This window comes from Allomuricauda sp. ANG21, assembly GCF_040705235.1.
In the GTDB taxonomy this organism is placed as follows: domain Bacteria; phylum Bacteroidota; class Bacteroidia; order Flavobacteriales; family Flavobacteriaceae; genus Flagellimonas; species Flagellimonas marina.
This window is the reverse complement of the sequence record NZ_JBFCVT010000011.1, coordinates 244,417-267,126: the sequence shown is the minus strand read 5'-3', so window position 1 is coordinate 267,126 and position 22,710 is coordinate 244,417. Positions and strand designations below refer to the sequence as shown.

19 protein-coding genes are annotated in these 22,710 nt (G+C 42.0%); 8 read left to right on the top strand and 11 right to left on the bottom strand.

Annotated elements, in window-relative coordinates:
* Positions 1–3 precede the first annotated feature (3 nt).
* Positions 4–1,104, top strand: coding sequence for an AI-2E family transporter (locus tag AB1A65_RS10015; RefSeq protein WP_366588490.1), 1,101 nt, complete (start codon positions 4–6; stop codon positions 1,102–1,104).
* A gap of 73 nt (positions 1,105–1,177) precedes the next feature.
* Positions 1,178–2,293 (top strand): class I SAM-dependent methyltransferase, encoded by a 1,116-nt coding sequence (locus AB1A65_RS10010; RefSeq protein ID WP_366588487.1) that lies wholly within the window; start codon positions 1,178–1,180, stop codon positions 2,291–2,293.
* 1 nt (position 2,294) lies between these two features.
* Here the strand turns inward: AB1A65_RS10010 and AB1A65_RS10005 are convergent, their stop codons facing one another.
* The 6 genes from AB1A65_RS10005 to AB1A65_RS09980 are packed head-to-tail and all read right to left on the bottom strand — an operon-like array spanning position 2,295 to position 6,003.
* Positions 2,295–3,224: an alpha/beta hydrolase gene (locus AB1A65_RS10005; protein ID WP_366588484.1), complete on the bottom strand. Its 930-nt coding sequence runs from the start codon at positions 3,222–3,224 to the stop codon at positions 2,295–2,297.
* 15 nt (positions 3,225–3,239) lie between these two features.
* Entirely contained in the window at positions 3,240–3,947 is a 708-nt protein-coding gene (locus AB1A65_RS10000) for a M15 family metallopeptidase (protein WP_366588482.1), read from the bottom strand.
* Positions 3,948–3,952: 5 nt separating this feature from the next.
* Positions 3,953–4,681: a PHB depolymerase family esterase gene (locus AB1A65_RS09995; protein WP_366588480.1), complete on the bottom strand. Its 729-nt coding sequence runs from the start codon at positions 4,679–4,681 to the stop codon at positions 3,953–3,955.
* Positions 4,682–4,689: 8 nt separating this feature from the next.
* The gene (locus tag AB1A65_RS09990) at positions 4,690–5,211 is read right to left on the bottom strand and encodes a 5'(3')-deoxyribonucleotidase (protein WP_366588478.1); all 522 of its coding nucleotides are present in this window, start codon (positions 5,209–5,211) and stop codon (positions 4,690–4,692) included.
* A gap of 59 nt (positions 5,212–5,270) precedes the next feature.
* On the bottom strand, positions 5,271–5,489 hold the full coding sequence (locus tag AB1A65_RS09985) for a hypothetical protein (protein WP_366588475.1): 219 nt from the start codon (positions 5,487–5,489) through the stop codon (positions 5,271–5,273).
* A gap of 13 nt (positions 5,490–5,502) precedes the next feature.
* On the bottom strand, positions 5,503–6,003 hold the full coding sequence (locus AB1A65_RS09980; RefSeq protein ID WP_366588473.1) for a DinB family protein: 501 nt from the start codon (positions 6,001–6,003) through the stop codon (positions 5,503–5,505).
* Between the two features lie 219 nt (positions 6,004–6,222).
* Here AB1A65_RS09980 and AB1A65_RS09975 point away from each other — a divergent pair, with 219 nt between their 5' ends.
* The 6 genes from AB1A65_RS09975 to AB1A65_RS09950 all read left to right on the top strand — a co-directional run bounded on the left by AB1A65_RS09975 (position 6,223) and on the right by AB1A65_RS09950 (position 13,826).
* A complete protein-coding gene (locus AB1A65_RS09975; protein ID WP_366590189.1) occupies positions 6,223–7,185 on the top strand; it encodes a YafY family protein in 963 nt (320 codons plus the stop codon).
* 153 nt (positions 7,186–7,338) lie between these two features.
* Positions 7,339–8,217: an aminotransferase class IV gene (locus AB1A65_RS09970; protein WP_366588470.1), complete on the top strand. Its 879-nt coding sequence runs from the start codon at positions 7,339–7,341 to the stop codon at positions 8,215–8,217.
* Positions 8,217–9,806 carry a D-aminoacylase gene (locus tag AB1A65_RS09965; RefSeq protein WP_366588468.1) on the top strand — a complete coding sequence of 530 codons (1,590 nt, stop codon included), beginning with the start codon at positions 8,217–8,219 and terminating at the stop codon, positions 9,804–9,806. The genes AB1A65_RS09970 and AB1A65_RS09965 overlap by 1 nt, the downstream gene beginning before the upstream one ends.
* Before the next feature lie 11 nt (positions 9,807–9,817).
* Positions 9,818–11,116 (top strand): M20/M25/M40 family metallo-hydrolase, encoded by a 1,299-nt coding sequence (locus AB1A65_RS09960; protein WP_366588466.1) that lies wholly within the window; start codon positions 9,818–9,820, stop codon positions 11,114–11,116.
* Between the two features lie 3 nt (positions 11,117–11,119).
* Positions 11,120–12,742: a serine hydrolase domain-containing protein gene (locus tag AB1A65_RS09955; RefSeq protein WP_366588464.1), complete on the top strand. Its 1,623-nt coding sequence runs from the start codon at positions 11,120–11,122 to the stop codon at positions 12,740–12,742.
* A 1-nt stretch (position 12,743) separates the two neighbouring features.
* Positions 12,744–13,826 carry a serine hydrolase gene (locus AB1A65_RS09950; protein WP_366588461.1) on the top strand — a complete coding sequence of 361 codons (1,083 nt, stop codon included), beginning with the start codon at positions 12,744–12,746 and terminating at the stop codon, positions 13,824–13,826.
* Between the two features lie 44 nt (positions 13,827–13,870).
* Here the strand turns inward: AB1A65_RS09950 and AB1A65_RS09945 are convergent, their stop codons facing one another.
* The 5 genes from AB1A65_RS09945 to AB1A65_RS09925 form a co-directional block, all read right to left on the bottom strand.
* Positions 13,871–15,682 carry a sodium:solute symporter family protein gene (locus AB1A65_RS09945; RefSeq protein WP_366588458.1) on the bottom strand — a complete coding sequence of 604 codons (1,812 nt, stop codon included), beginning with the start codon at positions 15,680–15,682 and terminating at the stop codon, positions 13,871–13,873.
* 200 nt (positions 15,683–15,882) lie between these two features.
* The gene (locus tag AB1A65_RS09940; protein ID WP_366588456.1) at positions 15,883–17,571 is read right to left on the bottom strand and encodes a SusD/RagB family nutrient-binding outer membrane lipoprotein; all 1,689 of its coding nucleotides are present in this window, start codon (positions 17,569–17,571) and stop codon (positions 15,883–15,885) included.
* A gap of 12 nt (positions 17,572–17,583) precedes the next feature.
* A complete protein-coding gene (locus tag AB1A65_RS09935) occupies positions 17,584–20,703 on the bottom strand; it encodes a SusC/RagA family TonB-linked outer membrane protein (RefSeq protein WP_366588453.1) in 3,120 nt (1,039 codons plus the stop codon).
* Between the two features lie 358 nt (positions 20,704–21,061).
* Positions 21,062–21,469 carry a hypothetical protein gene (locus AB1A65_RS09930; RefSeq protein ID WP_366588450.1) on the bottom strand — a complete coding sequence of 136 codons (408 nt, stop codon included), beginning with the start codon at positions 21,467–21,469 and terminating at the stop codon, positions 21,062–21,064.
* A gap of 9 nt (positions 21,470–21,478) precedes the next feature.
* Positions 21,479–22,549, bottom strand: coding sequence for a carbohydrate-binding family 9-like protein (locus AB1A65_RS09925; protein WP_366588448.1), 1,071 nt, complete (start codon positions 22,547–22,549; stop codon positions 21,479–21,481).
* Positions 22,550–22,710 lie beyond the last annotated feature (161 nt).

Here is a 22,710-nt window from a genome sequence, read left to right as displayed (position 1 = left end):
TCCATGACATCAAAGACCATAGCAAACGGAATTTTAAGGGCCGTAGCCATTATCGCAGCGGTGGTACTTCTGTGCTATTTCCTGTACAAAATTCAATCTGTTATAGCCTATTTGGCTATAGCTGTGGTCATTGCCTTGTTGGGCAGGCCAATTGTTTTGTTCCTGCGAAGAAAACTAAAATTTCCCAATACTTTGGCCGTAGTGGCCACTATGGTATTTATGCTCGGTATTTTTCTTGGAATATTGGCACTTTTCATTCCATTGATTACGGAACAAAGTAAAAATCTTTCCCTTTTGGACATTGAGGCTTTAAAGGCCGATATCAATACCCTGTACGTTCAAATTTTGGAATATTTTGGGGCTACCTCGGGAAATGTGGAAGATTTGATTGAGGAATCCCAACTTGAGGAAAGTATGCTCAAAGACCTGAACTTTGGTTTTATCCCAAATTTCCTCAACTCATTTGTGAACACATTGAGCAATTTTAGCATTGGTCTTTTCTCAGTACTATTTATCTCATTTTTCTTTCTTAAAGACAGCAAACTTTTCCAAAACGGTTTACTCACTTTTGTGCCGGACAACAAGGAAAGTAATCTGGTGAAATCCATTGACAAGATCAACGGATTGCTCTCAAGATACTTTGCCGGAATTCTGTTGCAGCTTTTCATTCTATTTGTTATTTACACCATTTCACTGTTGATTGTTGGTGTAGAAAATGCCATCGTAATTGCATTCCTTTGTGCCCTTTTCAATATCATTCCTTACGTGGGTCCAATCATCGGGGGAGCCATTATGATTACCCTCACCATGACCAGCTATTTGGGAGCTGATTTCAGTACGGTAATTTTACCAAAAGCCTTCTATGTTTTAATCGGTTTGGTGATTGGCCAGCTTATCGATAATTTCTTTTCACAGCCCTTTATTTTTTCCACCAGTGTTAAATCCCACCCACTGGAAATCTTCTTGGTCATTATCATTGCAGGCTTACTTTTTGGAGTGGTAGGTATGGTGGTCGCCGTACCTGGATATACTGCAATAAAAGTAATTTTAAAGGAATTTATGGACGAAAATTCCTTTGTGAAAAAGTTTACGAAAAACTTATAGTATACGTTTGAATAAATTCATATTAAATACTGGTATACAGGAATTTATAAAAAATAATTGGAGTGCTGACATCGTGTCAGTCTTACTCAAAAAGCCGGTATTTGAGGGCATTTCCCAGAAAGAGCTTGCAGAACAGTTGGAAGCCAAGAAAAAGTGCAAGGATAAGTTACCTTCTTGGTTCAATACCCCAAACATTTATTATCCCAACAAACTCAATATTGAGCAAACCAGTTCGGAGGAAACCGCACGTTACAAATCAGGTTTAGTGGATGGAAAAACACTGTTGGATCTAACCGGAGGATTGGGCGTTGACACCTATTATTTTTCTAAAAAAATTGACACGGTTTTTCATTGTGAAATCAATACAAATCTGAGTGAAATTGCCCAGCACAATTTCGAAGTTTTGGGTCAAAAAAACATCGTTTGTCTTTCACAAAATGGTATTGATTTTTTGAACGAAACCGGCAAAAAATTTGATTGGATATTTGTGGACCCTTCACGACGACACGACGAAATTGGAAAAGTGTTTTTGTTCAAAGACTGTCTCCCCAATCTTCCAAAACACCTTCCTCTCCTTTTCAAAAAATCCAAAAATGTTTTGGCAAAAGCCTCTCCTCTTTTGGACATCAAACAAGGTATCGAAGAACTCGATTTCGTAAAGGAGGTTCATGTCGTTGCCATTCAAAATGAGGTGAAGGAACTGCTCTTTCTCTTGGAGCAAGATTATGACGGCTCAGTAAGAATCAAAACCATCAATCTGGTTCATGAAGAAGAAGTGACTTTCAATTTCAAACATGAGGATGAACCGCATATTAAAGTGGATTTCGGCTCACCTGAAAACTATCTCTATGAACCCAATTCTGCTATTTTAAAATCAGGAGGATTTAAATCGGTGGCGAATGCCTACGGCCTAAAAAAATTACACCAACATTCACATCTATATACGTCAAATGGCCCAATAAACTTTCCTGGAAGACGGTTTTCCATAATAAGGGCACTACCCTATTCCAAAAGCACCGTAAAGGAATTTTCACAGCAAAAAGCAAACATCACAACGCGGAATTTCCCCATGTCCGTAGCTGAAATTCGAAAAAAACATAAAATCAAGGAGGGAGGCGAAACCTATCTATTCTTCACGAAAACTTTCCCTGATGATCTAATGGTACTGGAATGCAAAAAATGGGAATGACCTATTCCAGATTATCCAACCATTCATATAATAGAGTCATCCAATTGTTCAGGCGTTTATCCTGCAGAGCCAACGAAAATCCATGCCCACCCTTCGGATAAATATGCATAGTCACCGGAACATTTTCCTTTTTAAGCGCACTGAACATCAAAATACTGTTTTCAACCGGGACACCTTCATCATCCTGAGCATGCAACAAAAAAGTGGGTGGAGTATCCTTGGTGACATTTTTGTTTGCTGAAAATCGGTCAGACATCTCATCTGAAGGGTTATCTCCCAACAATGCTCCTCTTGATCCTGTATGGGTCGTGGATTTCTCCATGGAAATCACGGGGTAGATTAAGGCCATAAAATTGGGTCGTGCACTTACATCATCAGCTTCATCCTGTTTTTCATAAACCTCGTCCTCGTAATGGGTACCAAGTGTGGAGGCTAGGTGTCCACCTGCAGAAAAGCCCATGATTCCAATCTTTTCTTCCGAAATATTCCACTCAGCGGCTTTGCTTCTCACCAAACGAATGGCTCTTTGGGCATCTTGCAAGGGAACCACTTCTTTCTCCTTTACAATGGATTTGGACAATGGCAGACGATATTTCACAACAATCCCAGCGACTCCCCTAGAGTTTAATGCCTTGGCCATGTCAATTCCCTCCCAATCGTACGCCAGTCCATAATAACCACCGCCCGGAAAAATGACCATCGCCTGTCCATTGGCATTGCTCTTTGTGGGCAAATACACTTCAATGGTGGGTTCTTGAACATTGCTTATCCATTTGAATCGTTCAGTCTCTATTTTTTCCTTTTCATTTGATGGTTTCTGATTTGGAATTTTCTTGGACCACAAGGGCATAATGGTGTCTTGTGCCGAGAGACTCATGGTGAATAGGCCAATGAGCGTCACGAAAATTGATGTGTGTTTTGAATATTTCACTCTGTTTGTTTTTAGTTATTCTTTACAGTCCCATTTAAAATTAGCCACCTTATCATTGGAAGCAGCTGATAGATTATAATGCCACCATTCTGTTCGGATGGACCAGAACCCATGCTTCTCCATGGTTTCCTTCAACAATTTACGGTTGTCCAAAATTTCCTGGGGAAGGTCCAAATTATCGTGGTATGCCCTTTTTCCGAAGAAATCAAAATCGGTACCCATGTTCAGTTCGTTGCCCTCTAAATCAACCAAAGTGATGTCCACGGCCCCACCCTTGTTATGAATTGATCCCTTTACAGGATTAGCCACATATTGGGGATTGGGAACTATTTCCCACATCTTGTATTGCACTGAATTAGGTCGATAACAGTCGAAAAATTTAATTTTGACACCCTTTTCCAAAAAGTCTTTATTAGCCTCTATCAGTGCTCTTGCAGTTTTTACCCGGGTATAGCATTCGGCACAATCATACACCTTTGCCTTTAAAAAATTGTTTTCAGTGGCGTACCGCATATCATACGCAAAATCATCACTAAAATCCGCCAAACGTACAAAAGTGGTATCGGCGAGACCTTCAAAAGATTTTAGCTTTTTAACAGGCTCAACCACAGTATCAACTTCCTTAACAACAATGCGTTTTTGTTCCACTACCTTCTCTTCCTTTGGTTTTTCCTGACAATTGAAAAAGGTAAGTGCAATCAAACTAAGCAACAAATATCTCATTTGAATCAATTTATGCGTTTCTGCTTGGCCATCCATGTGTACAATGAATCGGTAGTGTATGCCCTGTCCCAAGCATTATGACCAACATCTTGGTATCTGGTGTATCTTACATCATAATTCATTTCTTTGAGCTTACTCACCATTTTATCCGATTCTTCCACATCAATGATTTCGTCTTTATCCCCATGAAAGACCCAAATGGGCATGTTCCTGTCAATCCAATGCGCATAAGGCACCGGCGCCATCCCACAGACTACGGCCATAGCGGCAAATTTATCTGGATACTGTGTGGCCATTTCCCAAGCCGCACTACCTCCCCGACTAAGGCCCGTTAAATAGATTCTCTTCTTGTCCACCCGATTTGCATCAATAACGGAATCCAATAATTGGTTAACCGCCTGTGTGTTCCACCACATTTTTTCATGAGGATTCTGCGGCGCCAAAATCAAAAACGGAAATTGCTTCCCTTCAATCAGCAGTTTGGGTGGCCCATTTTTCTTGACATGCAGAAGCTCTTGGCCCGATTCTCCTCCTCCATGCAAAAAAAGTAATAAACCGAAGTCTTTATTTGGTTCATCAAAATAATTCTCTGGATAGTATAAATAATACCGAAGGTTTTCTTTAGTAACCGTCCGGGCCTCATCTTCCACCAAATGGGATTGTGCAGAGCATGCCTGAAATAAAAAAACAGTCCCCAGTAGAAGTAAATGGGAAATCAGTTGGCGAATTAACATGCCGTAAGTTACAAAAGTTTGTCCGCGATTTCCATCCAATTATTGGCACGTTCAAAATCTGTGGTGTTGGTATTGTGGGGTGAGGTAAACATGATGCTTCTTCCGTCAAAATAGGTAAGGTTTTTGCTGCGGTCATCAATAAGTACATCCCCTTTTAAGATGTTTTTATCGCCACACAGGATTCGCTTTTTCCAAGTGATGAAGGGAAAGAATTCATCCAACCAGTCTGACTTTTCCTTGAGCGAATTGGGAAATTCCATGGCCGCAGAAGCTATATAGACATCATGCTTTTTACTTAACTCACGAAGTACTTCTTGACTATCTGGAATTACCTTTAGATTTCTAAAATATCCTATTCGCCAATTATGCCCTCTAACGGTATCTTGGTGCTCTTCCGGAACACATTGCCATGCTTCTTTACCATAACAATCCTCCAAAGTCAAGTTTGCATTGAACTCGGCATTATATAGCTCAAGGTGGGCACCGTAAGCATCGGCCATCACCTCATCCATATCCACAAAAATGGTCATTGTATTTGTTTTTGTGAAGTACGGAAAATCCCAACAAAAGGTCAAAAAAAGTTATTCAATCAATGCAATTCCTCACAACTAAAACCACTTTTTTGCAAAAGGGATGATATGGAAGGTGCACTCAGACTTTGGGTCTCGACCCGGAGGATATTATCACAATCCTCCAGGTCGAAATTCCAATAGCCGTGTTGGTTGACCAATCGGTTCAGCAAAGGTTTTAGTTTTTTCACTTCGCTTTTACCGGTAACTGATGTTTTAAATACCAATACGTTTTTCATTTCTAAAATTAATTTAGCTTCGGTCATAAAAAAGTGGAGGCTCTACACCCAATGAACGCAAATACACATAACCTTGGCCCCGGTGATGGATTTCATTATCCATGAAATAGAAAATCTGGGATTGAACAGGACCTTCATACTGTCCAAACAATTTTACATGCTTCTGAAACTGATCCGCTGGAATCTTGGCCCATAATGCATTGATTTGCTCTGTGGCCTCATCCCACCATTCCAAGATTTTGGCCTTACTATTGCCATGATCGAGGTCCTCATTAAATGTTGCGGGTTCTCCCGACACTATTTCCTGAAGCCCTGGAACAGCTATGGCTAGCAGTTCGCAAACCATTGCTGAAAATGGACGCATTCCGCCAATGGAGTGGGTAAAGAATTCCTTTTCTGGAAAGGCTTCGATTGCCCTTCGGGTCACTCTTCGGTGTCCTTGCCAGTGCTCCAAAAGTTGGGAAGGTGTAATGACTTGTGCTGATTCTTTTTGTTGTTCCACTGTGTTTTTCATGATACATTGTTTTTGGATTTTGTTTCTGAAACCAAAGGTAAATGGGGGGTGTGACAACGGCGTGTCAGTAGTAAAAAATGGCAGATAAATTTTCTTTGTTGACAATACGTTGTCAGTGACCCATCATAATTTTGAAGTTTAACAACTGAAAGAATGAACCAAAAATGGCCTATCTACCTTGGATTGAAATCCTATCTTTGGGAAATAGGTCGCTCAATTATGGGAATGGATACCGCTAAACGTTTTGATAGGATTGTGGCCATCTTAATCCAGCTGCAATCCAAACGCATTGTTAAGGCCCAAGAACTGGCCGACCGCTTTGATGTGAGCTTAAGAACCATCTATCGCGACATACGAACCTTGGAAGCATCAGGGGTTCCCATTGTTAGTGAAGCCGGGGTGGGCTATTCCATAATGGAGGGGTATCGCTTACCTCCGGTTATGTTCACCAGGGAAGAGGCTGGGAGCTTTGTGGCTGCCGAAAAGCTGATGCAAAAATTCACCGATAAATCGCTGGGAACGTATTATGAATCTGCCATGTTTAAACTGAAATCGGTGCTGCGCGGTAAAGAAAAAGCTTGGGTAGAAGCTTTGGAATCGCAAGTATCCATTTTTCCTGGTCAAGAGTTGTTCAATGCATCTATTCCCAATGCCCTTGAAATTCTTTTTGAAAGTATTGCCGAAAAAACACAGGTCTTTTTAAAATATGAATCACTTCGGGAGGATGCCCCTTCAGAAAGAAACATTGAACCCGTTGGGGTCTTCCACGAGAACAATTTTTGGTACATCCTTGGCTATTGCCACCTCAGAAAAGACTACAGACACTTCCGGACGGATAGAATACTGCAAATAAAACGCACCCCGCATAGTTTTGCCCTGGAACACGGCACCATTGATGAGCATCGGAGCAAGAACGACGAAATCCAAAAAACAAAGGTCATCATTTTGGTAAACAAAACGGTGGCCAAATATATTCAGGGAAGCAAAAAACATTATGGCTTTGTATCTGAAAAACCAAAAGATGGAGAAGTGGAAATGACGTTTATGACCACAGATTTGGCAAATGGTTTTGCCCGTTGGTACCTCATGTTCGGGGATTACGCCAAAATTATGGAACCAGAAGACCTCAAAAAACGAATTGCAGAACTCTTGCAAAAAAACCAAGATATGCTTTCAGCATAATTCTCTAAGTTGAAAACACTTTTTTAATAGGGTAAAAAACCTCTCAGGAAATAGGGCGCAAGGTTTCTATTTAGAAAAATATCCTTTACCTTCACAGACAGTCGTACAGAGTCGTTTCGAGACTTTTTTCGTGTTTTAAACCAACCCTAAAATATGCTGCTTAAAGGTAATTTTCCTGAAAAAATCTTTTTGAATGGTAAAGTGATTTCCGGTGTTGATGCCGCCATTTCCGTTTTTGACCGTGGTTTTCTTTTTGGAGATGGCATTTACGAGGTTATGGTGCAATTAGAGAATGGGCTTTTTTACAGTGATGCTCATTGGCAAAGGCTTCAGCAAAATCTGGAAAAAATTGGAATTGGCTATAATGTTGCTGAAATGGAAGCTTATCTGAATCCACTTTTGATGGCCGGCAACCTTTTAAACAAACCTTGTCTCATATACATACAGGTGACGCGAGGGGTGGCACCGAGGAAGCACTCTTTTCCAAAAGACGTACCACCAACGACCATGATGTACGCCCTACCCTATTCGCTTCCCCATATCAACACAAAAAATGTGTACGCCATTCTACGTTCCGATAACAGATGGCTTAGGTGCGATATAAAATCAATCTCCCTTTTAGGGAATGTCATGGCCAATGAAAGAGCCATGGAGGAAAATGCGGAAGAGGCCGTTTTGGTCCGGGATGGGTTCATTACGGAAGGCTCCCACACTAATATTTTCTTTGTAAAATCAGGAAAAGTTTATACGCATCCAGCCAATCAATTGATTTTGGATGGCATTACCCGAAAAATTGTACTGAAACTCTGTGAAGATTTGGACATTCCCGTAATGGAAAAAGCCATCGGTGTGGACCAAATTGATGGAATGGATGAAGCATTCCTCACGGGAACCACCACCCAAATTGCCTCAATTGCACAACTCGGGGACCATACCTACCATGCTCCTGATACCATCGGACCGGTTACAAAAAAATTACAGGAAGCATTTGCAGAGCTTAAAAAATTGGAACCCGAAAAATTAGTATTGTAATGCAACTAAATTTAAACACCGACTTCCTGATCAAACTATTTTTGAGCTTTTCTTTCATAGTCATTTTTTCTTGTGGTGGCCCGGAATATGATATTCTTATCCTAAATGGAACGGTATATGACGGCTCCGGAAATGCACCGATTGAAACTGATATTGCCATAAAGGATTCCATGATTGTGGCGATAGGTGATTTGGACGAATCTAAAGCCGCTCGAATACTTAAAGTCGACGGTCTTGCCGTTTCCCCAGGATTCATTGATATGCACACCCATTTAGAGCCTATCATGGAATTGCCATCATGTGAAAGTCATGTTCGGCAAGGTGTAACCACTGCTTTAGGTGGACCTGACGGAAGTTCTCCTTGGCCTTTGAAAGCTTATTTGGACAGTCTCCAAGCAAAAGGAGTCGGCATGAATGTGGCCTATCTCATAGGTCATAATACCGTTCGGAAGAATGTTATGGGACTGGAAAATCGGGCACCAACCCAAGATGAACTGCAATCCATGGAAGCTCAGATTGATAGTGCCATGAAAGAGGGAGCCTTTGGAATTTCAACCGGACTCAAGTATCTGCCAGGGGCGTTTTCTGAGGTAGATGAAGTCATTGCCCTGTCCAAAGTAGCGTCAAAACACGGTGGAATTTATACCTCACATCTTAGGGAAGAGGGTTTAGGTTTGTTCGATGCGGTTAAAGAAGCCATACAAATTTCGGCCGAAGCAGAAATTCCCGTGGTGTTGACCCATCATAAAGGCATCGGCAAACCCATGTGGGGGAAAAGTGTTCGCACATTGGCCATGGTCGATTCTGCCCGGGCCAAAGATCTCGATATAAAAATGGACCAATACCCCTACGCAGCTAGCTATACTGGAATTTCCGTGCTCATTCCCAGTTGGTCCATGGCGGGGGGTCAAGAGGCCTTTGACGAAAGAACCACTGACCCTGCTTTGAGGGACAGCATCAAAAACGGAATCGTTTTTAACATTTTGAATGATCGCGGTGGTTCCGATTTGGACCGAATTCAATTTGCCAAAGTGGAATGGCAACCCGAATTGGAGGGTAAAACCTTAAAATATTGGGCTGAACAGAAAGGTTTGGAACCTACCGTAGAAAATGGGGCTGATTTGGTCATTGAAGCACAATTAAATGGTGGTGCATCCTGCGTCTTCCATGCTATGGCCGAAGAAGACGTAACCCGAATCATGCAACATCCACAAACCATGATTGGCTCCGATGGCCGATTGGTAGAACCTGGCATGGGTCATCCCCATCCACGTTGGTATGGTACTTTTCCAAGGGTTTTAGGGCATTATGTAAGAGAAAGAAAGACTTTGGAATTGACCGAAGCTATTCGTAAAATGACCCTATTGCCCGCCCAAAGCCTAAACCTAAGGGACAGAGGTTTAATTAAAGAAGGAATGCGAGCTGATATCACCATTTTCAACCCAGAAACGATAATAGACAAGGCCACTTTTGAAAAACCCCATCAATATCCCGAAGGAATTGATTTTGTGATTGTAAATGGTTTTTTTGCTGTGGATAATGGGGAATTTCACGACCTAAGGTCTGGAATGATATTACGAAAAAAATAGATGCAATAAATATGAAACAAGTTATTTCAATCTTGGTATGGGCTGTTTTCCTAATGCCAACTTTAATCATCGCTCAAGGAAATCAAGCTATTGAAAAGAAGTATACCAAAGAAATTGACAAATTGGCCAAGGCCAAGAAAGTTCAAGCCGCTTTTGACCACATTATCGAACAAGAGGACCAGACCATGAAGGATTTGGTCACCTTAACCGAAGTATTGGCGCCACCCTTCGGAGAAGATAAAAGAGGGAAAGTCTTTGCTTCGATGCTAGTGGATGCTGGTGTCGATAGCATTTGGACCGATAAAGTAGGGAATGTCATCGCTTTGCGGAAAGGAACCTCAGGCACGCCGGGCTACGTTGGCGTTGATGCACACATGGATGTAGTTTTCCCTGAAGGAACCGATGTAACCGTTAAAAAGGTCGGCGACACCTTAAAAGCCCCGGGCATAGGGGACAACACACGGGGACTCACCATGCTCCTCAGTATGCTCAAGGCCATGAACAAAGCAGATATTAAGACCGAAAAAGATGTGCTTATCGTTGGAACGGTGGGCGAAGAAGGCCTTGGGGACCTTCGTGGTATGAAATATATGTTCAACGAATCTGGTCTCAAAATCGATTCTTGGATTGCGATTGATGGTGGTAGTATTGGAAGAATCAGCAATGCCGGTTTAGGTTCTAAACGTTATAAACTGGTAATCAGTGGAAAAGGAGGGCATTCGTGGGGCGATTTTGAGTTGGCCAATCCGCATCACGCCCTAGGCAAAGCTATTGATGTGTTCTCAAAAGATGCTTGGGCCTTCACTGCAGGGGATATTTCCAAAACCAGCTTTAACGTGGGCAGAATTGGAGGCGGAACCTCAGTCAATTCCATTCCGTTTGAATCGTGGATGGAAGTGGACATGCGCGCCATCGACCCCAAAAATTTGGACAGGATTGAAGACATCTTCATAAAATCCGTCGAAAAAGCCATTTCAGATTACAATACCAGTGGTGTAAAAGGAGAAGTAACCTATGAACTTATAAAAATTGGTGATCGCCCTTCCGGGGAGCTTCCCGCTTCCTTGCCCTTGATTCAAAGAGCTATGGCCGCCACACAGTATTTTGGCGTGGAACCCTCTTTGGGAAGAGGTTCTACCAATATCAATATCCCGGTTTCCAAAGGAATTCCATCGGTCTGTATTGGTCGCGGCGGACAAGGAGGAGGTGCACACTCCCTTCATGAATGGTATATGAATGACGAGACTGGCGCAGAATCCATTCAACTGGCCTTACTGATCACATTGGCCCAAGCCGGACTTCAAAACTAATTTATGACAAAGACTTTTGCCAACCTGCTCTTCTCAGTTGCACTTTTATGGGCGAGTCTCGTTTCAGCCCAATTAGAAGCTAAAATTTCCCAAATCGATAGCTTGTTTTTGGATTGGGACCGTCCAAACCACCCAGGGGGTGCCGTGGCCATAATGCAAGGCGATGAAGTTATCTTCTCCAAAGCGTATGGCTTGGCCAGTATGGAATACTTGATCCCCAATACTACAGAAACCCTATTTAATGTGGCTTCGGTATCCAAACAGTTCAGTGCTTTGGGAATTGTGCTGCTTCACCTGCAAGGAAAACTTTCTGTGGACGAAACCATCGATACCTATATAGATGGTCTTCCAGAATTTGGAAATAAGATTACCATTCGGCAAATGTTGCACCATACCAGTGGGCTTCGCAGTCTCCATGCTTTGTTTGCCTTAGCAGGATGGCGAAATGATGATGCAAGGAGCAATACTGATCTAAATCGGATTATTGCCATGCAGACTGACCTGAATTTTGAACCCGGTTCTGAATACATGTATTGCAATACTGGGTATATGTTTTTGGCTGACATCATTGAAAAAGTCACTGGCCAAAGCTTTGTGGACTACATGAAAAAGGAGGTGTTTGAGCCCCTTGGGATGAAAAACACCTATGTTGAACCCCATTATGATGCCATCGTTCCAAATAATGCCACATCCTATTATACCAAAGAAAATGGGTTTACCCGTGCCGTGGAATATTGGGGCTATATTGGTTCTGGCAACATGCATACAACTACTGGGGATTTGCTAAAATATCTGAGGAATTACTATGCGCCATTACCAAATTGGGAAAAGGTCTTTGAAACCATGTTGACATTGGACCCATTGAATGATAGAAGTTACAATCAATATGCGTTTGGTGTAAACATTGAAGAGATGTATGGCAAAAAAAGGATAACCCATGGCGGGTCCATTGGTGGGTTTAGGTCCAATATTGCGGTTTACCCTGAAGCTAAGACCAGTATTGCCATCATCACCAATTTTTCATCTTCTGGTCCCTCGGATAAATCCAATCAGGTGGCCGGTATTTTGTTTGATGTAAAGCTTACCGGCAAACAGCTAAAAACCATCAAAGTCGAAAAAAGCACCATGGAATTGTATCGGGGAAGCTATTGGGACAACGAAACCTACGAAGAACTGGAACTTGGTATTCGAGGGGACACCCTGCTCGTTGGCAAATCAGAAACCCCTTTTTTTCCGGTTCAGGAAAATGAGTTTGAAGCCTTAAAACGAGATATCAGAATTCAGTTTAAGGGCGACCAGTTCACCTATATTCCCCATAGCGGTAAGCCCCAGACTTTTAAAAAATTTAAGGAAGAACCACTTACAGAAGAATCTATACATGAATATGTTGGTTCGTACTACAGTCCAGAAATCCATACCGCGTATTCCCTATTCATCAAAAAAGAAAAGTTATATGCGTTTCACATTAGGCACGGTGAATTGGCAGTAAAGCAAAAGTTCAAGGATCTAATTGTAGGTGATTATCCCCTGGAGGTTTTGAAATTTAAACGAGAGGATGGTAAAATCACAGGGATGTGGATTTCCAATGGAAGAGTACGCAATCTTTGGTTCAAAAAAACAAATTAATATGAAATCTATTTCACAACGCTCATCTTTACTTTTTACGCTATTGTTTCTCCTTTGTTTTATTGGGACAAAAGCACAGGTCTTTCCAGACCGGGTCTGGCATTGGGCTTCCGAAGCTGAGGCCAAAGCATGGAACAATCCCAAAAAAGAAGCCTTTCATGAGTATTTGGTGGACAGTACAAAAATCACCGGGCTTATGATTATCCATAAAGGCAAAGTTGTTTTTGATTATGGGGACCTTGAAGAAGTCAGTTACATTGCCTCCATCCGAAAAAACGTGCTCTCGATGCTGTACGGCCAATATGTTGAAGATGGCACAATTCGTCTCAATAAAACCATAAAAGAACTGGGCATTGATGATGTTGAGGGGATTCTTCCCATTGAGCAGTCGGCCACCATCCAGGATATTATCTCTGCTAGGTCCGGGGTGTACCACCCAGAAGGGTATGGCGGAGGGATGCAGGAATATGCGCCAAAGCGTGGTTCGGTTCAACCGGGAAGCTATTGGTTGTACAGCAACTGGGATTTCAACGTTGCTGGATACATTTTTGAACAAGAAACCGGAAAAAACATTTATGACGAAGTAGAACGACAACTGGCCAATCCGTTGCATATGCAAGATTGGGACCGTTCGCTACAGCACAAACAAGGTAACACCTCCATCTCTAAATACTTGGCGTACCCCATGTGGTTTTCAACACGTGATATGGCCCGTCTAGGTCTTTTAATGTTGAACAAAGGAAAGTGGAAAGATGTTCAGGTTATTAGTGAAGCTTGGGTGGATGAGATGTTGAAATCCCGCACTTCCCATATCGAGTTGAACAAAAATGTTCCTGTTTTTGAAGGCACAGGGGTCAATTATGGGTATGGTTATATGTGGTGGTTATGGCAAGATGTGAGCGACCCGCGTTTTGAAGGTGCTTATTCTGGAAAAGGTGCCATGGGTCAAAATATTACGGTGTATCCTGCCATTGAAACCGTTTTGGTATTTAAGACCAAGGCGGCCTATGGTCGCGTAAATCCTTCTGCTGTACGCATAAAAGTGGCCCAAAAATCGGCAGAAATCTTCACTATGGAAAACTAACCGTCTTTTGGGTCGCTCTAGAATTTATTTAATTGGCTGTGCTGTTAGGTAATCGTAGCTTTGATTTGTCGCCATTTCAATATTAAAACTGAACCCGAAATTAGGGCCACAGCCGTCAATATCAATGCTCCAGTCCACCTTCCATAAATCCAATATCCAGTGGCGAATAAAAGGCTATAAATCAACACGGTACCATATAGCATAGCCTGAATACCCTTAGGCACGCTCCATTTTTCACCTGTATCCAGTTCAGTGCCCTCCGCTTTGGCCTCTTGTACAACCTTTTTCCAACCGGGACCACCGGGATTTATCTTTTTATAAAAGCTGTTCAATACTTCGGTACTTTCTGGAGAAGTGCTGTAGGTCGCGATCAACCAAGCCACTGTAGTCACGATTACCACGGTGGGATATTCCATCCAATCGGGTAAAAGTCCTGTCTCCGTAGCAAACAAATAATCTCCCAATGGAGTCAATTTGAACAGCAAGGATAGTATTCCAGATACGAACATCGCGGTAATCTCGCTCCACGCGTTGATACGCCACCAAAACCATCTCAAGATAAAAATCAATCCGGTACCAGCTCCAAAAACCAATAACACCTCAAAAAGTTGAAGGGCATTTTGCAACAAAAGGGCCAAGAGTGCACTCAAGACCATCAGGCCAACCGTGGAAATACGGCCTACGGCCACCAATCGTTTTTCAGATGCTTCTGGATTGATGCGTTGCTTGTAAAAATCATACACAATATAGGAGGAGCCCCAATTGAGCTGTGTTGATATTGTTGACATGTAGGCAGCCACCAAAGAGGCCAAAACCAATCCCAACAATCCAGCAGGTAGTTTGGTCAACATGGCGGAATACGCCAAATCATGCCCCAACTTATCATCCGCTACAATAGGAAAGGCTTGTTGTAGGCTCTCCAAATCGGGAAATACCACCAAAGATGCAAGTGCGACCAAAATCCAAGGCCATGGACGCAAGGCATAATGCATGATATTGAAAAAGAAGGTCGCACCAATGGCGTGCTTTTCATTTTTGGCCGAAAGCATCCGCTGGGCAATATATCCACCCCCTCCAGGTTCTGAACCCGGATACCACGAACTCCACCACTGCACTGCCAATGGAATAATTAATAAGGTTATTAAAGTATGGGTATTGCTGGTATCGGGTAAGATATCCAGCTTATCCTTTACGTTTTCGTTGGATAGTAAAGCTTCCAATCCACCAACTTCTGGGATGTTCACCAAATAATAGGCTGCACCAATAGCGCCGCCCATTGCCACGAAGAACAGGAGAAAATCGGTATAGACAACTCCTTTAAATCCTCCCACGGCACTGAAGATAACCGTAATGAGTCCGGCACTTACAACCGTTTGCCATGGTTCCAGCCCAAGCATGATACCACCTATTTTTATGGCAGCCAATGTCACCGCGGACATGGTAATGACATTGAAAATCACACCTAAATAAATGGCTCGAAAACCTCTAAGAAAACGAGCTGGTTTTCCGCCATATCGCAATTCATAAAATTCGAGATCCGTATTTACGTTGGATTTCCGCCAGAGGCGTGCATAAATAAAAACAGTAAGCAGACCTGTCAATAAAAAGGCCCACCAGACCCAGTTTCCGGAAACCCCATTGGTCCGGACAATATCGGTCACCAAATTGGGTGTATCGGTAGAAAACGTTGTGGCCACCATAGAGATTCCCAGCAACCACCAAGGCATGGATTTACCCGATAAGAAAAACTCGGAACTGTTCTTTCCTGAGCTTTTTGACACATAGATGCCAATGCCCAAGGTTATGGCAAAAAAGCCGAAGATGATGAGTATATCCCATGTATTCAATGATATCATACTATACTGCTTTATTTATTGGATTAGGTTAGAAAAGTAAAGTACAACAAAAATGACATATCAAAATAGAAATGATAGCCAAGATTTGTACACGTAAAAAAGTAAAGGAAGAGCAACTCTTCCTTTACCTTACTTAACTCAAAATTAAACTAACTCAAATTATGAAGTAATCACTTGGATTGTTTTCATAAATCTTTGGCCTATTGCGCAAACCAAAGGGTAGTTCCTTGCATATCTGCTCCTTGTACGGGTTCAACCGCTGAGAAGTTGGGATTGTCCTGAGCTCCGGAACCATAACGTAAACGTTGTGGGTAAGCTCCGTTCAAGGTACCCAAAGCAAAGATGGTCTGATTTGACACCCCTGCGGCTAATTCCGCTGGATAGCCTGTGTCGCGAACCACGGCCCAAGCTTCAAATCCATCTGTATAGCTCATCAACCATCTTTGATGGGCTATCTTTTCAAGTTTTTCATCCAAGGTTCCTACGGTAATATCCGCAGCTGCTTCATTAGCGATGTACGTATCGGCATCACCATCAGGAACATCCCAAAGCCTCATAGCCTCTTTAATACCCAAGGCAAACAACTCTTGTGCATCACCAGTGGCTCCTTGCAATCCTTTTAAGACAGCTTCAGCTTGTAAAAAATACGCTTCAGCACTGGTCAAAATAATTTCTGGATAAGCATCCACTTGGGCACCCTTAGCTTGAATTACTTGCTCACTTGGCGTGCTAAAAAGATCATAACGAACATAAGGGTACGTGTCGCCATTTATCCTAGAGGGTTGTCCTACGTATTGCCCTGCAGGCATTTCAATTATGGTTTCATCACCCACAGTAGAAAGCGTGTACTCTGCACCTGCTCCATCAAGGGCGGAGATGATAAAGTCTAGTCTTTCTTGATAATTAGGGTCTGGTGTGTCAGGATTATTGGAAAAAGTAAAGGTTCCTCCTTTAGCTGGTTTCACATATGCATCCAATCTAGGATCATTATTATCCTGCAACAGATTAACCAAAGTACTACTTACGGTCCAATCTGAGCCTGTTCCAAAGTTATACCAAACATCACCATAGGCGGCAGCGGCCCACTGGCTTATCACAAAATCCTTGTTCATGACCACACTTCCAGTGGTTTCGTCCAATAAAGGAGCTGCCAAAGCCTCACTAATTGCAGTTGCTGCAAAATCATCCCCTGGTGCGCCCAAGGCTCTCATTCCGATTCGCAATTTTAGGGTGTTGGCCAAACGCTTCCATTTTTGTAGGTCTCCGCCACAATACACATCGTTCTCACCGGCATCATCCACACCTACACCGGTTCTTTCGGTGGAACCAATAATTGCTATGGCTTCCTCCAACTCGGCGATCACTCCTTTATAAACTTCTTGTTGGGTGTCATATTTTGGGGTCAGAATACCGTCAACACCTGCTTCGCTGTAAGGTACCATACCAAAGGTTTCCGTATACATTTGATAATACAGACCTTTAATTATAAGTGCCATGGCATACATGTACTCATTCTCAAGTTCTCCACCTTCTTTTACAAAGTCTGTGAATCCCTTGATATTACCCAAATATCCGGCAAGCCATCCGTAAGCGGCATCTGTATATCCGGCATTATAGTTATATCCCAAATCATCAGCCCACCAGCAACCACTGAATCCGAAAGTAAAGTGGCCTGCAAATCTATCGGCATGGATTAAATGTGCCCTCCAATATGGGAAACGGTCCGGGGAGTACAATTTGTACTGTGTATCCGTCAAAAAGAATTTAGCACTTACCTCAGAGGGAAGGAATCCATTTTGATCGGTATTGATCTCATCAAAATTCTTTGTACAGGAAAGTATTGTGACCATGCATAGAAGGCCAAATACTAAAAATTTAATTTTTTTCATCGTAGCAAGTTTTTAAAAGTTTACGTTTAGAGTAAGTCCAAAACTTCGTGTAGTAGGCAAGGCATAAAAAAGTACCCCTTGACTAAAGTTTGACGTGGAGTAACTTGACTCTGGGTCAAAATTATCGACCTTCTTATATAAAAATAACAAGTTTCTTCCAACTGCACTCAATGAAGCTCCCGTTAGGAATGTTTTATCCAGGAGTTTCTTAGGGAAATTATAGGTAAGGCTTACCTCTCTCAACCTAAAGTTGGTTTGATCGTACACATATTCAGACCCAATACCACTTACTGACCCCCAGTAATCCTGAGCACTTATTGTAGTGGTATTCGGAGAGAAAGTTCCATCACCATTATCCACAACACCATCAACCAAAACCCCACCTTCGCGGAACTCCAAAGATCTTGTTGAAACCCCTTGGGCATCCAAACCGGCATCGGTACCTGAATAGACTTCTCCACCAATTCTAAAATCAATAAGAGTATTCAGGGTAAGGTTCTTATAACGGAAGGTATTGGTAAAACCACCCACGGCATCAGGTTGGTAATTTCCAACCTTAACACGTTCTGAAGTGGCTTGCGGCCTACCTTCTGCGGTTACTACAATTTCCCCGGCATCATTTCGCAGCCAAGTAGTAGCCTCAATATCCCCGAATCCTTCGCCTACTCTAGCCACTGTGGAAACAGTTCCTGAGTTACTGCTACTAAATTCGAAGAAGTCCTGACCATCAATCAAGCTTTCCAGCTTGTTCTTGTTTCTGGAAACATTGGCAGAGACATCCCATGAGAAGTTTTGGGTTTGAATAGGTCTACCTCCGACCAATATTTCAAAACCTTGGTTGGTGATCTCCCCTACGTTGGTCCTGAAATTATCAAAACCTGCACCTGGATCTAACGGCACATCAAAAATCAAATCCTTTGAACTAATATCATAATAAGAGATATCAGTAAAGAATCTATTGTTGAATGCTCTTAGCTCTAAACCAAATTCTGTTGACTTAACATCCTCTGGACGCAAGCTTTGGCTAAAAAGAGTTCTTTCTCGGCTTACGGTTACATTATCCAAAAAGCCATTGGCTGCAATTCTGAATAGATTCACCAATTGCTGTGGGTCCGTATCGTTACCAACACTGGCAACACTACCTCTCAATTTAAACAAATCAATTTTGTTTCCTAGATCAAATGCTTCGTTCAACAAAACACTCAAACTTGCAGAGCTGTAGAAATAGGAACGATTCTCTGCGGCTAGAGCTGATGACCAATCGTTTCTTCCTGTAAAGTCCAGGTAGATCATATTATCATAAGCCAATGAGACGGCTCCATACAAGGAGTTCACATTTTTCTTTATCAATGCGCTCTGCTCGGCAAACAATTCTTCGGTATTGTCCAAGAAAGGTCTTCCTGGAATTTTTATGTTTTCACCTCGTGTGCTGGAGCTAATGGTAGAAAAACGCAATGCATTTCCACCTACGTTTGCGTTAAGATTGAACTTATCACTAAGGTCCTTATTGAACATCAAAAGAAAATCGTAGTTGGTTTCCGTTCTCTTGTTCTGACCATAGTTCACCCTACCTGAAGGAAAAAAGTGATGTCCAGTTCTTGTGATTGCCTCCGTGTCCTGGGTAATGGCATCAGTACCTACCCGCACAAAAGCGGAAAGATAATCCGTGAACTCATATTGTAGTTTCGCGAAACCAGACACTCTGGTCCTTCTGTCCATATTGGAGTCATTGTTCAAAATCCAGTATGGGTTACCTCCTGCAGATGATGGTGCAATTACACGATACGGGTTGGCCGGATCAATTGGGTTTTCAATATCTTGAAAAACCATAAGATCCTCAATACTTACATTTCTTTCCAAAGGCCATAGATAGGCCATTACACCTTCGGTACCTTGTGTTGGTCTGTTTTTAGCCTTTTGAAGGAAATAGGTCACCCTGGTATCCAAACTTAATTTATCTGAAAGCTTGGAAAAAGCACGAAGGTTAAAGTTATCCCTATCCACACTTGAATTGGGCAAAATAGCATCCAAATCAGAGTTGGTATAGGAAAACCGTACGGAAGCGTTATCATTACCTGAGCTCAAGGCCAGTGTATTGATAAAGCTTGTACCTGTTTCGAAGAAATCCTTTACGTTATCAGGCTGGGCAACATAAGCCCTTTGTTGTCCATTGAACTCCAATTGTTGGGTTCCATCAAAGCGGGGACCCCATGAGTTGGTACTTGTTACTGTATTTACTTGGGTAACCAAAGGATCATTGGCGTTTACCTGTGGAAAAATTCCATCAGTTCCTCTACCATATTCATTTTGGTATTCTGGCAAAACAAAAGGATTCTCGAATGTAGCACTAGAAGTAAAGGAAATACCCAATCCTTTCTTCATGGATCCTCTCTTTGTAGTGATAATCACAACACCGTTACTAGCTCTTGAACCGTACAATGCCGCTGCGTTTGGACCTTTCAACACAGAAATGGACTCAATATCATCAGGGTTTATATCCGAGATACCAGTACCTAAATCGGGAATACTGAATTCCCCTGCACCTTCAGGAGCACTTAGGGCACTGTTATCAATTGGCACCCCATCCACAACATATAAAGGTTGGTTGTTTCCACTAATGGAGTTGTTACCCCTAATAACCACACGGGTACCACCAGCAGGACCAGAAGTGGTTCTGGAAACCACAACCCCAGCCACTTTACCAGCAAGGGAGTTTACCACGTTGGGCTCCTTAACCAAGGAAACCTCATCTCCTTGCACCTCGGTTACGGCGTAACCTAGTGATTTTTTCTCTCGACTGATACCCAAGGCGGTTACCACCACCTCATCAAGAAGCTCAGTATCTTCTTGTAAGGTCAGATCAATAGTTGTTCTTCCCGAAACCTGGATCTCTAAGGTTTGGTAGCCTAAATAGGAAAATACCAAAGTGGCATTGCTGTCGGATACAGTAATACCATAATTTCCATCGAAATCGGATGTAACCCCGTTGCTGGTTCCTTTTTCAACAATGTTGACCCCAGGTAACGGCACACCAGCTTCGTCAGAAACCGTTCCGGTAATTGTTTGCGCCATAGCACCATGGATAGATACCAAAGCAACAAAAACAAATACATACTTAAGTTTTTGAATCATGTTAGTTTATTTGACAGTTAGTAATTAAGAAATACGTTAATTTAAAGTTAACATATGTAGTGAAAATCCTTATTTGTTAGGCATTGTAGAAAAAATTTCGACCAACAACAATGGTGAAAAGCCGAAGGGAGGTTTTGTTTATGAATAACTCCTAAAGTAGCCGTGCAAAAAGTGAGATACATAAAATAGGTTTGTTTTTTTTATTGGATTTTAACCAGACTCCAAGTTTGACCAAAAAAAATGCAATAAGGAGTGATTTTTGACAAAAAACCAAGCAATCAGAATGGCGGTAAGATGAACAGTTTAATGGTTGATAAATTTCTACGTCCAGCCAAGCACACTCAAAGGGGGTAATTGCCTACTGGTCCTGCAAAACAGAATAATCAAAGAAAAAGGCTTTCTTAGTACCATTTTTCTTGGCCTGCTCCACAGCCTCGCTTAGTTTGTCGGAGGTCATTTCAGAAACGTTATGGGCAGTATGGACTTCCAAGTCTTCAGTCTCTGCCCTAGCAATTAAATGGTTCAGGAATACAGAATCTTCGTTGTTATTAACCAAAATAATGTTTAACCCATTGGACCGATACCGCTTAAATTCAGCTATGTAAGCGTCAGTTTCTTTTTCTGAATCCACCGCGATACATACCCAATAGACAAAATCGTTACCACCCTTTGCCACAATTTTTGCATTGGGTTTCATACCAATATTGTCCATGCAGGAAAACAGGGAAATGGAAAGGAGTAATATGATAACATGAAATCCTCTCATCTTGTCTTTTTAATTAATCTCATGGTATTTTCCATCTTGTGTTATGGCATATATTTTGCCGGTAAATGGGCTCTTTGCTTGAATGGACCACCCCATCCGATGTACTTCCATATCAAGATTCACTTTGGTACCATCCTTTAAAATAGATTCCTTCCCAAGCGCATCCAATTGGTTTGCCCATGAACCATTCTGAGAATGATATTTCTTCTGTGCTCGATAAAGTCCATACAACATCCATCGGATTTGTTCATCCTCTGGAATCATAAAACTATCTACTTCCCCAGCCACTTTTGGCGAAAAATAAGCGTATCCCCAATGTTCGGGTTCATGCATATTAATCACCCCTTGTGGAGACCACACCCAATTGTATTCAGGAAGAAATTTGCCGTTTTCGTCCTTTTTTCGGGAATATTTCCCGTCAATCAGGTCAAAATCCCAGTTTACCCTAGAAAAATTAATACGCCAGAAATCATCTTCAGGAATCATATTGCTGCCACTCGCTTCTTTCAACACCTCCCACGGCATAGCCACTTCAACACTCCATCCAGTATCTGTATCCGAAGCATCATTTAAAGTGCCATTGACATGCACAGCGGACTTCAATCCCAAAATTTCCCAACTGTCTACCACAGGAGCACTTTCCCTATAGGGTTTAACCAGAAGTAAATCCCAAACGGTGTTGAGGGCATTCATTTCAAACTCATAATAATTATGGGTGTCACCATCGGGGTCAATGAAGATTTCAAAATCGTTGTTATAGAAAATAACCGTATCCCTTTGCTTTAGGTTGGCCCAAACGTGGGGTTCTTCCATTTCAGCATAGAAGTATAGGTAGTTTTCGTCCCATAACATCCGTACATTGGTCTTATACCTTGGCGTTTTTACACCTTCAATATCAATAAAATCATGGGATACATCCGCCTTGCCCCAAGAGGTTTCATTGGCCAGCCCATCAACTTTAATGGCCTCATTGGTTTTGTACACAATAATGGATTGCGGTCTTTCAATTTGTTGTCCAGAACAGGAGACTCCCATTACCAAGAATAGACACAACACTACTATTTGAAATATTTTTGACATTTGACCGAAATCTATTTCAAGGATTTATAACGATTGCTTTGGTTACATTTGAAAGCTGTTTAAGTCGATATAAATCCGTTCAATATTTAGTTATTTGTAAAAATTCCTAATTTCATCGGGATTTATGCGCTTTATTAGACCAATGACAGCTAAGCGAAGCC

What these genes read in the sequence shown, in the direction of transcription:
- AB1A65_RS09970 (WP_366588470.1), top strand. Translation starts at nt 7,339, where the DNA reads ATGCTGCTTAAAGGTAATTTTCCTGAAAAAATCTTTTTGAATGGTAAA.
- AB1A65_RS09950 (WP_366588461.1), top strand. Translation starts at nt 12,744, where the DNA reads ATGAAATCTATTTCACAACGCTCATCTTTACTTTTTACGCTATTGTTT.
- AB1A65_RS09995 (WP_366588480.1), bottom strand. Translation starts at nt 4,681, where the DNA reads ATGTTAATTCGCCAACTGATTTCCCATTTACTTCTACTGGGGACTGTT.
- AB1A65_RS10015 (WP_366588490.1), top strand. Translation starts at nt 4, where the DNA reads ATGACATCAAAGACCATAGCAAACGGAATTTTAAGGGCCGTAGCCATT.
- AB1A65_RS09940 (WP_366588456.1), bottom strand. Translation starts at nt 17,571, where the DNA reads ATGAAAAAAATTAAATTTTTAGTATTTGGCCTTCTATGCATGGTCACA.
- AB1A65_RS09990 (WP_366588478.1), bottom strand. Translation starts at nt 5,211, where the DNA reads ATGACCATTTTTGTGGATATGGATGAGGTGATGGCCGATGCTTACGGT.
- AB1A65_RS09930 (WP_366588450.1), bottom strand. Translation starts at nt 21,469, where the DNA reads ATGAGAGGATTTCATGTTATCATATTACTCCTTTCCATTTCCCTGTTT.
- AB1A65_RS09985 (WP_366588475.1), bottom strand. Translation starts at nt 5,489, where the DNA reads ATGAAAAACGTATTGGTATTTAAAACATCAGTTACCGGTAAAAGCGAA.
- AB1A65_RS09980 (WP_366588473.1), bottom strand. Translation starts at nt 6,003, where the DNA reads ATGAAAAACACAGTGGAACAACAAAAAGAATCAGCACAAGTCATTACA.
- AB1A65_RS09960 (WP_366588466.1), top strand. Translation starts at nt 9,818, where the DNA reads ATGAAACAAGTTATTTCAATCTTGGTATGGGCTGTTTTCCTAATGCCA.
- AB1A65_RS09945 (WP_366588458.1), bottom strand. Translation starts at nt 15,682, where the DNA reads ATGATATCATTGAATACATGGGATATACTCATCATCTTCGGCTTTTTT.
- AB1A65_RS09935 (WP_366588453.1), bottom strand. Translation starts at nt 20,703, where the DNA reads ATGATTCAAAAACTTAAGTATGTATTTGTTTTTGTTGCTTTGGTATCT.
- AB1A65_RS09965 (WP_366588468.1), top strand. Translation starts at nt 8,217, where the DNA reads ATGCAACTAAATTTAAACACCGACTTCCTGATCAAACTATTTTTGAGC.
- AB1A65_RS10000 (WP_366588482.1), bottom strand. Translation starts at nt 3,947, where the DNA reads ATGAGATATTTGTTGCTTAGTTTGATTGCACTTACCTTTTTCAATTGT.
- AB1A65_RS09925 (WP_366588448.1), bottom strand. Translation starts at nt 22,549, where the DNA reads ATGTCAAAAATATTTCAAATAGTAGTGTTGTGTCTATTCTTGGTAATG.
- AB1A65_RS09975 (WP_366590189.1), top strand. Translation starts at nt 6,223, where the DNA reads ATGGGAATGGATACCGCTAAACGTTTTGATAGGATTGTGGCCATCTTA.
- AB1A65_RS09955 (WP_366588464.1), top strand. Translation starts at nt 11,120, where the DNA reads ATGACAAAGACTTTTGCCAACCTGCTCTTCTCAGTTGCACTTTTATGG.